At 57.0% G+C, this 12,126-nt stretch carries 12 protein-coding genes; 10 read left to right on the forward strand and 2 right to left on the reverse strand.

What is annotated here, in order from left to right:
* Positions 1-8: 8 nt before the first annotated feature.
* Positions 9-1,208, reverse strand: a complete 1,200-nt coding sequence (locus AC0V6Z_RS01810; RefSeq protein WP_472639714.1) for an LL-diaminopimelate aminotransferase — start codon at positions 1,206-1,208, stop codon at positions 9-11.
* A 124-nt stretch (positions 1,209-1,332) separates the two neighbouring features.
* Here AC0V6Z_RS01810 and AC0V6Z_RS01815 point away from each other — a divergent pair, with 124 nt between their 5' ends.
* From AC0V6Z_RS01815 to AC0V6Z_RS01850, 8 genes are all read left to right on the forward strand, one after another.
* Positions 1,333-3,318 carry a PHA/PHB synthase family protein gene (locus tag AC0V6Z_RS01815; RefSeq protein ID WP_472639715.1) on the forward strand — a complete coding sequence of 662 codons (1,986 nt, stop codon included), beginning with the start codon at positions 1,333-1,335 and terminating at the stop codon, positions 3,316-3,318.
* 108 nt (positions 3,319-3,426) lie between these two features.
* A complete protein-coding gene (locus AC0V6Z_RS01820) occupies positions 3,427-4,254 on the forward strand; it encodes a phasin family protein (protein ID WP_472639716.1) in 828 nt (275 codons plus the stop codon).
* 296 nt (positions 4,255-4,550) lie between these two features.
* Complete coding sequence (gene clpS / locus AC0V6Z_RS01825) at positions 4,551-4,910, forward strand: ATP-dependent Clp protease adapter ClpS (RefSeq protein WP_472639717.1); 360 nt, start codon at positions 4,551-4,553, stop codon at positions 4,908-4,910.
* 167 nt (positions 4,911-5,077) lie between these two features.
* Positions 5,078-5,554, forward strand: coding sequence for a DUF427 domain-containing protein (locus AC0V6Z_RS01830; RefSeq protein WP_472639718.1), 477 nt, complete (start codon positions 5,078-5,080; stop codon positions 5,552-5,554).
* Between the two features lie 110 nt (positions 5,555-5,664).
* Positions 5,665-6,912, forward strand: coding sequence for an LPS export ABC transporter permease LptF (lptF, locus tag AC0V6Z_RS01835; RefSeq protein ID WP_472639719.1), 1,248 nt, complete (start codon positions 5,665-5,667; stop codon positions 6,910-6,912).
* An 18-nt stretch (positions 6,913-6,930) separates the two neighbouring features.
* Positions 6,931-8,028 (forward strand): LPS export ABC transporter permease LptG, encoded by a 1,098-nt coding sequence (gene lptG / locus AC0V6Z_RS01840; RefSeq protein ID WP_472639720.1) that lies wholly within the window; start codon positions 6,931-6,933, stop codon positions 8,026-8,028.
* Entirely contained in the window at positions 8,025-8,543 is a 519-nt protein-coding gene (locus AC0V6Z_RS01845; protein WP_472639721.1) for a GNAT family N-acetyltransferase, read from the forward strand. Before lptG ends, AC0V6Z_RS01845 begins: the two co-directional genes overlap by 4 nt.
* 108 nt (positions 8,544-8,651) lie before the next feature.
* Entirely contained in the window at positions 8,652-8,996 is a 345-nt protein-coding gene (locus AC0V6Z_RS01850; protein WP_472639722.1) for a hypothetical protein, read from the forward strand.
* Positions 8,997-9,012: 16 nt separating this feature from the next.
* Here AC0V6Z_RS01850 and AC0V6Z_RS01855 read toward each other — a convergent pair whose 3' ends face one another.
* Positions 9,013-10,104, reverse strand: coding sequence for a fatty acid desaturase family protein (locus tag AC0V6Z_RS01855; RefSeq protein ID WP_472639723.1), 1,092 nt, complete (start codon positions 10,102-10,104; stop codon positions 9,013-9,015).
* A gap of 151 nt (positions 10,105-10,255) precedes the next feature.
* Between AC0V6Z_RS01855 and AC0V6Z_RS01860 the strand changes: the two genes are divergently transcribed.
* Positions 10,256-11,416, forward strand: a complete 1,161-nt coding sequence (locus tag AC0V6Z_RS01860; RefSeq protein ID WP_472639724.1) for an N-acetyltransferase — start codon at positions 10,256-10,258, stop codon at positions 11,414-11,416.
* 98 nt (positions 11,417-11,514) lie between these two features.
* Complete coding sequence (locus AC0V6Z_RS01865; RefSeq protein ID WP_472639725.1) at positions 11,515-11,946, forward strand: response regulator; 432 nt, start codon at positions 11,515-11,517, stop codon at positions 11,944-11,946.
* Positions 11,947-12,126 lie beyond the last annotated feature (180 nt).

Raw genomic sequence — 12,126 nt, forward strand, 5'->3', positions numbered from 1 at the left:
TCTCTATCTCAAGACGCCCCCGCGTTGAGACCAAGCGAGGCAAAATACTTTTTAATGTTTCTCGCCGCTTGCCTCAGCCGCTGCTCATTTTCGACCATCGCAATGCGTACAAAGCCTTCACCTTCCTCTCCGTAACCAACGCCAGGAGCAACAGCGACCTCCGCCTCGGTCAGCAGTTTTTTGGAAAATTCAAGGCTGCCCATCTCCGCGAGCGATGGCGGCAAAGGCGCCCAGGCAAACATAGAAGCCGATGGTGACGGAATGTCCCAGCCCGCGCGGCCAAACGCCTCCACCATCACATCGCGGCGTTTGCGATAGAGGTTGCGATTGCTTTCAACGATGTCTTGCGGGCCATTGAGCGCAGCGCAAGCCGCCGCCTGGATCGGCGTAAATGCACCATAATCGAGATAGGATTTCACCCGGGTCAAAGCGGCAATCAGCTGCTTATTACCGACCGCAAAGCCCATTCGCCAGCCAGCCATCGAATACGTCTTTGACATGCTGGTAAACTCAACCGCGACGTCTTTTGCCCCTTTCACCTGCATGATGGAGGGCGTTGGATTGTCGTCATAATAGAGCTCTGAGTACGCAAGGTCGGACAGGACCCAAACCTTGTTCTCGCGCGCCCAAGCAACCAGCCGCTCATAAAATGCAAGGTCGACAACTTCTGCCGTTGGGTTTGAAGGATAGCTCACAACCAGCACGCTGGGGCGTGGCACGGTGAAGTTCATCGCACTTTCGAGCGAGCGCCAATAATCTTCGTCAGGCGTCGTTGGGATCGCGCGAATAGTCGCCCCTGCAATGATGAAGCCAAAGGTGTGGATCGGGTATGATGGATTCGGTGCAAGGACGACGTCACCCGGCGCAGTGATCGCATTGGCGAGACTGCCTAGCCCTTCCTTCGATCCCATAGTAACCACGACTTCGCTCTCAGGGTCGAGATCGACCCCGAAGCGGCGACCATAATAATTCGCCTGAGCCTTGCGCAGACCCGGAATGCCTTTGGACTGCGAATAGCCATGCGCATTGGGTTTCGCGGCGACTTCGCACAATTTGTCTATCACGTGTTGAGGCGGAGGTTGATCCGGGTTTCCCATACCCAGATCAATAATGTCCTTACCTGCCGAGCGCGCTTCGTGACGCATCGCATTAACTTCAGCGATTACGTACGGCGGCAGCCGCTTCATACGGTAGAATTGGTCGTTCATTGCGATCCTTACCCAGTTTTGCGCAATCATCATAGCGACAGGAGCACGAATCAGTTTAGGCGATTAACGGTCGAAGTGGGAAGGCAATTTCGCTATTCTGCTGGGGAACGTCAGAGAACCCCCTATGGTGAGTTGGGAAAGCGGAGCACAAACGGCCATGTCACAAGACGATCCCTCCAACACAATGCTAGGGGGCGGCGAACCATTTCGCGCCTTTTTCGATATGCAGAGCGAGGCGATGCGAGAGATGTTTTCGCAAGCGACCAGCAACGGCGCGCCGGGCGCAGACAGCATTGGCGGCGAGAACAGCGGCGGCCTATTTAGCAAAACACCCTCTGCTGGCGAGCTGGCCGAATGGGCCAAAGCCAGTTCGGAGCTGCAGAAAATGTGGCTCGAATTTGCCGCCTATCAGGCCAGTGAAACCGCAAAGAAGGTGACGCAAGGCAGCAATCCTTTGGATCCAGCACAGTGGATGCTGATGACGCAAAGCCTTTTGAAGCAAGCACCGACCAATCCGCTGGAGGCGTCGGCCAAGCTTGCTCAGGAATCGCTGCAATTGTGGCAAGGCGTAATGGGCCGGTTCGCTGCGCCTATGGCTGGCGGCGTCGCGGCCGCCTCTAAAGGCGAGCCGCAACTGCCGCGCAAAGACCGCCGCTTCGCCGATCCAGCGTGGAGTGAGTATCCCGCCTTTGCTCTGCTGCACCAGACTTATCTGATGCTTGCGGAGCATTTCCAAGCTTCCGTCAAATCGATGAAAGGCGTCGACAAGGAAAAACGCCGCCAGTTGGAATTTGCAGTGACCGCTCTGGCGGAGGCGATGAGCCCGGACAATTTTCTGCTCACCAATCCGGTTGTGATGAAGCGCACGGTTGAGACGCGCGGACAAAATCTGGTGCGCGGGATGAAACACCTCATCACAGATCTTAAGCGCGGGCAGCTAACCCATACAGATGCCAATGCCTTTACCCTGGGTGAGAACCTGGCCGCGAGCCCCGGCAAGGTCGTGCACGAAACCGATCTGTTTCAGCTGATTCAATACAGCCCATCGACCAAAGACATCTATGACGTACCGCTGGTGATCTTCCCGCCATGGATCAACCGGTTCTACATCCTCGACCTGACACCAAAAAAGAGCTTCATCAAATGGGCCGTTGATCAGGGCCTGACCGTATTCGTGGTCAGTTGGAAGTCTGCCGATGAGAGCATGGGTGAAGTTGTATGGGATGATTATATCCGCTCACAGATCGAAGCGATCGATCTGGTGAGAGAGCGCCTGTCCGTTCCCGCAGTGCATACGATCGGCTATTGCGTAGCAGGCACCACGCTGGCTGCGACATTGGCTGTGCTGGAGCGCCGCGGCGAGGCGGACAAAGTCAAATCAGCGACATTCTTCACCGCGCAAGTGGACTTTGAGAAGAGCGGAGAGCTGAAACACTTCATCAAAGACGGCCATCTGGAAATGATCGATACGCTCTCTCCCAAGGGCTATCTCGATGGCCGCTATCTTGCGGCGACCTTTAACGCGCTGCGCGGCAAGGACCTGATCTGGAATTACGTCGTCAACAATTACCTGCTGGGCGAGGATTATCCCGCCTTTGACCTGCTGCATTGGAACGGCGACGTCACCAACCTGCCGTCCAAATGGCACAATGGCTATCTGCGCGACCTCTACCGCGACAATAAGCTGGTGGTGCCAGATGCGCTGTCGGCCGACGGCACACCGATTGATCTGACGCAGGTCAAAACGCCCAGCTTTGTCCAAGCCGGTAAGGAAGATCACATCGCGCCAGCGGAAAGCGTGTGGCGCCTGACCGAACATTTCAACGGACCGATGGAGTTCCTGCTCGTCGGCTCCGGTCATATCGCTGGCGTCGTGAACCCTCCGGCAGCGGGTAAGTATCAATATTGGCTAGGTGATAGCGAAGCAGGATCACTCAAAGCCTTCGTCGAGAGTGCAGAAGAGCATCCGGGCAGTTGGTGGCCGCATTGGCTGGGCTGGCTGGACCAGCAGGCGCCGGAAAAAGTACCTGTAAAGGGCAAGCGCAAGCCTGGTGGGCGCGGTGATACAGTCATCGAAGATGCGCCCGGACGCTACGTTAAAACCCGCTAAATATCTGCTTTAAAGCTATTTATTCACCTATTGTGCAGTGCACAAAAAATGCTTGACTTCGCAGTTGCAATCACTATTTTGTGCAGTGCAACATAAAGTGAGGTTACTATGGCTACCAACGCCCCATCTAAGATTGATGCTGCTGCTGAGAAGGCATATGCCGAAGCTGCTACAAAGAAGACTGTCAGCGAAACATCTGCTCCAAAGGCGGTTGACGCCGACGCACCGAAGCCGACCCCAAAGGCAGCGGTGGTGAAAAAAGCGGCCGCTGCTCCTGCTGCTAAGAAGACTGCGGCGAAAAAAGCACCTGCCAAGAAAAAGGCAGCCGCGAAGAAGACCGCTGCGAAAAAGAAGCCAGCGGCGCGCAAGGCAGCCCCTAAGAAGGTCGCCACTAAAAAGACCGCTGCGAAGAAGCCTGCTGCCAAGAAGGCACCAGCAAAAGCCGCAGCGAAGACCACAGATACCAATCCAGTCATCAAACTGAAGGACACCATCATGGCCACTGCCAAGAACACCGACATCACCGCGACTGCCAAAGAATTGGCCGCTGACGTCCAAACCCGCGTAAAGACCGCCGCTGCCAAGGGCACTGAGCTGGCAAGCGAAGTTGGCGAGTTCAACAAAGCCAATGTCGATGCCGTCGTTGAATCGGGCAAGATCCTGCTTGCTGGCATGCAAGACATGGGCCGCGAGCAAGTTGAAACCGGCAAGACCGTCGTTGAAACCGTCACCGGAGACGTGAAAAAAATGGCTTCGGTTAAGTCGCCAACCGAACTGATCCAGATGCAGGGCGAATTGACCCGCCGCAACTTTGACGCGGTTGTCTCTTACGGTTCCAAGCGCACCGAAGCATGGGTGAAGCTTTACAACGAAGCGTTCGCACCAATTTCGAACCGCGTTAGCGTAGCTGCTGAGAAAGTCTCGAAAGCTGCCTAATTCGAACATTCGAATTTGAACAAAGAGCTTTTCAGAGCCAGCCTCTCCACTCTCCCAACTGGCTCTCGAAAACGCGCGAAAGCGCCGGGCCGGATAGACCATCATGGTTTGTCCGGCCCCCTTATTTTTAAGCACTGAAATGAGCATGCCTGCGCCGCGAATGCGCAGAAACTGTACGGCAATCAGGCAAATCGTCTTGGTAAAACCTTAAGGTTGCGCAAGGCACCTTGCAGATGGACCAACCTTTCCGATATTGCACATCATGATGACTGACACTCTGCTTCTCACCCTCAGCCATGCGACCACACCTCTATTGCCGCCGCAATTGTCGGCTGAGCGATGACAGCGATGACGGGTCGGAGAGCGAAGTTGGTGTCGCGACCAAAACTCGCACAAAGCCAAAGAAACCCAGCCAATACAAAGTGCTGCTGCTGAACGATGACTACACCCCGATGGAATTCGTAGTGATGGTTCTGAAGCGCTTCTTCTCGATGGATTTGGAGCAAGCGACGCGGGTGATGCTGCATGTGCATCAAAAGGGCGTCGGCGTGTGTGGGATCTTCCCCTATGAAGTGGCCGAGACGAAGGTCAATCAGGTGATGGATTTTGCCAAGCAGCACCAGCACCCGCTGCAATGCACGCTTGAAAAGGCGTGAGGGTAGCGCGAGCCACTGAGCGCGCAGCCCGCTAGCCTTATGGGGCAGCCCACCATCCACAACCCGATCCGGTCGGCGAAAACCAGGAAAGCGTTTGGGGCTATCCGCGCCCAGCCATCGCGGAGCCGACCACCCGCCGGATTGCGATCGTGCATCGCGGTGTCACATTGGCCGATACCACGGCCGCTTTCCGCACGCTCGAAACCAGCCACCCACCAACCTATTACCTGCCGCAGGCAGACATCGCGATGGAGCATTTCAGCCCCAATCCGCGCCGCTCTCTATCTGAGTGGAAGGGGCAGGCAAACTATTGGGATGTGACCATTGGCGAGGAGCAGCTGGAGGAGGCCGCTTGGTCCTACCTCTCGCCCACGCCCGCATTTGAGAAAATCGCTGACTATATCGCCTTCTATCCCAACTTCTTCGACCAATGCATGGTTGATGGTGAACAGATCACGCCGCAACCAGGGGGATTTTATGGCGGCTGGATAAGCCAATATGAGGTCGAGCCCGTTCAAAGGCATTCCCGGCAGCCGGTTCTGGTGAGCCTTGCGGTATGGGGCTGCTACTCTCAGACCGTGCAGCTACCCTGCCCGATCAGTCAGAAGCCATACATCCACGACGCTTACGCAGACGGCAGATGACCCCGGTCAAAAACCTCGCTATGGGCCTTGATAAGACACCGCTTCGCTAGGGCAATTACCCGCGCGAACACGCCGCGAAACCTTTGGATGTGAAAGCCAGCTAAGCTCCCGTGCTCAACGCTTTTCCCAGTATTGATCGATATATCTTCCGGCTGGTGGTGTTTCCAATGCTGGGCGTGTTTGCGCTCGCCGCCTCGCTGCTGATGCTCGACAAAATGCTGCGATTGTTCGATTTTGTCGCGGTTGAGGGCGGCCCGATTGGCGTTGTTTTTAAGATGCTGGGCGCGCTGATCCCGGAATATGCCAGCCTCGCGATCCCGCTGGGCCTGCTGCTCGGTATTCTGCTTGCCTTTAGAAAACTGGCGACCTCCAGCGAGCTCGATGTGATGCGTGCCGTCGGCCTCAGCTATTGGCGGCTGCTGCGTGTTCCCTATGCGATCACATGCGTACTGGTGGCGATCAATGTGGCGCTGGTGTTTTATGTCCAGCCGATCAGCCGATATTATTACGAGCAGATGGAATTTGAGCTGCGCTCTGGCGCGCTCGGTGCATCGATAAAGGTTGGCGAATTCAACACTCTGGCCGACCGCATGGCTTTGCGAATTGAGGAAAGCGAAGACGAAGGACGGCGGTTGATCGGCATCTTTGCCCGTGTCTCAAACTCTCAGGATCAAGTGCTGTCGATCAGCGCCCGCGAAGGCGCGTTTCTGGCGACCAGCGACGATCCCAACACGATCATCCTGCGCCTGTCCGAAGGCACCATCGTACAAGACACCGGCAGCGAGACCCCGCGCGTTCTGTCCTTCAGCCGCCATGACCTGCCCATAGACCTGCCCGCGATTGAGGAATTTCGTGCGCGCGGCGATGCGGAGCGAGAATACATCCTGCCCGAATTGCTCAGGATCGGATGGTCAGATGACAATGTCGCAGAGCTGGACCGTGACGCCAGCCAGGCGAGCTTTCACTTCCGATTGGTCGAGGTGGTTATGATGTTCCTGATGCCGCTGCTGGCGGTGGCATTGGCGATCCCGCCCAAACGATCGACCAGCGCGTTGGGCGTGTTCGTCTCGATCGTGATGGTGGTCGCCTATCACAAGATCAATCAATATGGCGAAGACATTGCGACGCTGGGCCGGATAGACCCGATTATCGCATTGTGGGGCCCGTTTGTGGTGTTCGCCGCGCTGATCCTGTGGATGTATTACCGCGTCGCCCATGTGCCCGGCGGGCAAGCGATTGGCGCGCTGGAAACTGGCACTGCCAAAATCGGTAAGGGATTGCGCAAGCTGTTTGACCGGCGAAAGCCGCACCGACTGCGCGGGCCCGATCCTGACCCGCAACCATCACCAGCGGAATAGGCAGAGTATAGCCTCAATATGCAGCTCGACTTTTTCCCTTCGCGCACGCTCACGCTCTACCTGGCAAAGATGTTCGTCGTGCGGATCCTCGCGGTCCTGGTGATGCTGGTGCTGGTGTTGATGATGCTCGACCTGCTGTCGAACAGCGGCGACATCCTGGCGGTGCCTGGCAATGGCGATAGCGAGGTCTGGAGATATGCCAGCCTGCGCATTCCTCAGCTAATATCGCGCTTCCTGCCCTATTCTGTGCTGCTCGCGACGCTGATCACCTTGGTGACGCTGAACCAAAACAGCGAGGTCGTAGCGATGAAGGCCGCTGGCCTCTCTGCACATCAAGTGCTCTCACCTCTGCTGCTCACAGCCGCGTTGGTTTCGGTGATCAGCTTCGGTTTTCACGATCGCGTAGTGACCCGGGCGACCGCTACACTCAAAGCCTGGGAGGCAGCCGATTATGGTCCGATACCAGAGGCCTCCAGCATTAAGGCCAACGTTTATCTCACCGATGGTTCTAGCATTTTGTCTGCCGCCAGCCTCAGCGGCACGGGCGAACAAATCACCATGACCAATGTCACCTGGTATGAGCGCGCACCGGGCGGCATCATTCGCCAGCAAGTGCGTGCGCCGCGCGCTGTCTATGCCAACCCCGGCTGGAAACTGGAAAATCCAGTGAGCTTTGAGGTTGGCAGCGCGGACAGTCAGCCGCTGGAAAACCTGACCGTCGGAACAAGCATCTCGCCAGAGCGGATTGGCCTGGAATCGATCGATCCAGAGGCTTTGTCCTTCTTCGAGCTGTCAGAAACAATCGATGCCTATGAGGCCGCTGGCCGACGAACCTCAGAAATGAAAGCCAAATGGTGGCACAAATTGTCCGGCCCGCTATCCGCATTTCTGATGCCGCTGCTGGGTGCAATCGCCGCCTTTGGCCTCGCCCGATCAGGTCAATTGTTCGTGCGCGCGATCATCGGCATGGGTCTGGGCTTCGCCTATTTCGTGGTCGACAATGCCGCACTGGCGATGGGCAGCTTTGGCGGGTATCCGCCGTTCCTGGCCGCATGGGCTCCGTTCTTCCTGTTCTTCCTTGTGGGTGAGACCGTTCTCATACGGACCGAGGAATGAGCGGGTTCTCCATTCGCCTCTCGTGCAAAGAGGATGCAGAGCACTTCTTTCGTGTCGAAGATGATGCGGCGGAACTATTGCGCCAGGCTCCTGAGCTGGAGGGCATTCCGATCCCGCCTACATCCAGCGTCGAGCATCACATCAAAGCGATAGCGCATGGACGCTCGCTGACCGCCGTAGCTGGCGAGGAAATCGTCGGCTTTGCTGAAGCTGGCCCAGTTCGCAGGGAACTGCATTTGCACGAGCTCAGCGTATCACGACAACACCAGAGGCAAGGGATTGGTGCAACCCTGCTGGGCGCTTTGAAAATTGATGCGCGCAACTCCGGCTTCAAGGCGATCACACTCAATACGTTTCGCGATATCGCTTGGAACGCGCCGTTTTATGCGCGGCATGGCTTTGTTGAGGTAGAGAATTTTGAAGGGCGCCCGCATTTGGCTGAATCGCTGGAGGGTGCCGTCGCTTTAGGCATTCCCGCCGAGAGCCGCTGTGCGATGATCCATTTCCTCGATTGAGCGACCTCGCGGTGGTCATGAGCGCTTTCAGCCACGCTTTGCCGCAAGCCGGTTTAAACACACCCGCCTTCCTGCCTAAGCTGAGCGCCAAGCCTTGGGAGGACAAAAATGAAGTGCATTCAACTCATCGGCGCATTGGGCGCGGCCATGCTGCTGTCAGCCTGCGGCAATGGCAATGATGAAACCGCTGAGGCCTCAGCAGAGTTAATCCCGCTAGAGGATGTCGATGCGCCGACCGATGAAGAGATGGCTCTCGGCGTGGGCGCAGAGGATGCGGCCGATGGCGGCGGCAGCAGCAGCGGCAATGATGCGGTCTCAGGCCTCAACATCACCAGCGGGCCAGATTATGGCGGGGACGCAGCGAGCGGTTCTGACACGATGATCCGCGGCGAAAGCTCGCAAGAGATCGATGCCAAAGCGTCCAAACTGATAAAGGCTGACCCAGTTCAGTAGCCTTAGCCGTCGCCGCTCAGCGCATCATAGTGCTGCGCGCGATCCGGCCAACCAGCGGCAGCAGGCCGGGATGGTTTGCGCCGGAATAGGTTGAACCTGCACCGAACTCCGCCGCCAGCCGCCGATGCGCCTCTGGCAGGTCGTGATAGGGCATGGACGGCATAAGATGGTGGAGCGCATGATAACGCAGACCAACAGGCGCCCAGACCTCGGCAATCGGGCCGGGAGGCGGCACATTCACGCTGTCGAGGAATTGCGCGGTCACCGTCATCGGCTCACCTTCGTTCTCCCACAAATGCGCCACCAATGTGCGTAGCTGGTTGAGAACCGCAGTGAGTGACAGAATAGCAAGCGCGATCAGGAGTGGTTGCCAGCCAAACACCTGCGTGCTGGCGAGCAGCGCCCATGACCAGACGAAGACGCCCGCCTCTTGCCATTTCACCTGGCGAGACAGCTCACCCTTCGGCGGCTTGCGACGAAAATCAGGATTGATCGAAAGCGCGGAAAACCGCTCCCACACGAAAGTGCGAACCGGCGGGATAATTGCGCCCAATGGCACCAAGATCGCCGCGCGCACGATCAGAGCAATTGGCGCGAGAAACGCGACCAACACAAAAGCGGGCAAGCTCCACGGCTTCATCAGCGCGAGTGGCAGATATTCAGGATCTTCGATCGTGCCATAGCGTGTGCGAGTGTGGTGGATCGTATGCACACCCTCATACATGAAGCTGGGGGTCAGCAGCGGAATGCCAACCAGCAGGTTCCAGCCCTTGCGAAAGCCGGGCAGTGCATCGCGGTGAATATGTGTAAGCTCGTGGATGAACATCAGCGAGCGGTAAAGCGCCAAGGCCGCGACCAGACCGAACACAGCCGATAATGCGAGATTACCTGACAAGATCGCGCCTGCGATACCCGCGTATCCGACACCGGTCGAAATCAGCATGTCAGACCAGTAAACGCCCGCACGTGCTTCGCCCAAATCCTTGGTCAGGTCGCGCGCGGCGCGCAGCATATCTTTGTCGTCGGTCGTCTGGAACTGCGCACGCGTGGGCACATCAGCAGTGTCGCTGGGCACGTCCTTGGCAGGGATCAGAGGTTGCTCAATCATCGTTATTACGGTGCTTTCAATTCCGCCATTTAGGCGATCTTACCGGCGAGGACAAACGCATCCTGTTGGCAAGAGTGATCGATTCTCTTGCACGTTGGCCGCTGCCGGGACAAACAGACGCCTTGGCAATGGGCTGAACAAGGCGATCTGCGTGACCAATGCGCAAATAAGCATCGAAGCGGTAAGCGACAAGCGCGGGCGGGCGCAGTTCGTTGATTTGGGGCGAGAATTTGCAGCATCTGTGCCGCACCACGTCCCGCAATTGCGCTCTGAACTGCTGGAATTGGTCAACCCGGACAAGAACCCGTTTTTCAAGCACGGCAAGGCGCAACTGTTCATCGCCCACCGTGATGGAAAAATGGTCGGGCGCATTTCAGCACAAATTGACGAGCTGGCGCTGGCCATGCCTGCTGAACAGGGCTTTGGCCCGGGAACCGGTATGTTCGGATACTTCGATGCAGCCGACGAACACGTGGGTTCAGCTCTGCTGGAAAAGGCTCAGAGCTGGCTCGCTGAGCAAGGGATGACGCGCGCCGTTGGCCCGATTTCCATGGCCATGTGGGAGGAGCCAGGACTGTTGGTGAGCGGGCACGACCATTCGCCCATGATCATGATGGGTCATCATCCCGCGCAATATCAAAGCTGGATCGAAGACGCAGGCTACAGCCGCGCAAAGACGCTCTACACCTATGATCTCGACATCACGAAAGACTTCCCGCCGCTGGTGCAGCGGATCGTGAAGTCGGGCAAGCGCAACGAGCGGATCGCCATTCGCCGCGTCGACAAATCCAATTGGGACCGTGATGCAGAGATCGTGCTGTCGATCCTCAATGATGCATGGTCAGACAATTGGGGTTTCACACCCTTCACCCCGGAAGAGGTCGCCTATGCGGGCAAGAAGCTGAAGACAATCATCTTCGAACCGCTGAATATGATTGCCGAGGTTGAGGGAAAACCGGTTGCCTTCATGCTGACCTTCCCGGACATCAACGATGTGTTAGACAAGATTGATGGCAAGCTGCTGCCGTTTGGTTGGTTTCACATGCTGCGCTGGCTGCGCGGGCCGCGCGGATCAGGCATGCGAGTGCCCCTGATGGGGGTTCTAAAAGAAGTGCAGAACTCGCGCTTGGCAAGCCAGCTGGCCTTCATGATGATCAACGAGATTCGCGAGAGCGCCCACACCACCTTTGCCTCCAAGCGTGCAGAGATCGGTTGGATCCTGGAAGATAATCAGGGAATGGTTGCGATCGCCGACACGATCCAGGCAGAGATCAACCGCGAATATGCGATCTATGAAAAACCGATAGCTTAGGGGCGAGCACCCGGACATTCCGTCTTGCAGACTGTAACAAGAACACCGATCTGTCCGTAAGGTAGATTGTCGTTCGCTAGTTCAGCCAAGGGTGAAGCATGCTCTCATTTCGCAAAGGCAAAGCCGCCCTAGCCCGCCTTCCTCGGCGTGTTCTGGTGGTTGAAGATCATGCTGAGCATGGCCGCGTGCTGGAAGAAGCCCTGATCCACGAAGGCGTAGACGAAGTGAACATCTGTCCTTCAACCGCTTGCTCGCTTGAACGCCTGCGCTCCGGCTCGTTCGACGCGATTATCCTTGATGTGCATTTGGCCGACAGCGACATGGGCTGGGAAGTCGCGGAACTTGTCGATGCTGTTGGCGGCGATGCCACTCGCATCATTTTTCAAACTGACGATCCCAGTGAAATCCCGCCAGCGGTTCAGAAACTCGGCCCTGTCCTCACCAAACCATACGGGCCAGACGACCTCATTGCGATGCTGAAAACGGCCCCGCGCAAAGGCATGTTTGATCGGTTCCGTCGCAGCCGTTGAACTCAACAAAGCTTTGCACGAATACAAAAAAGGCCTCCACTCGGATGAGTGAAGGCCTTGGGATCGTACCACACGCCGCTTGGACGGGAGGGGGTCTCGGCGGTGATACAGACAAAATGCGCCGCCTTCGCTCTGGTTCCCGTTGCCTTGAAATTTTTTGGAAACTTGCCTTCCAGATCG

The sequence above is a fragment of the Erythrobacter sp. SN6-5 genome, assembly GCF_057364945.1.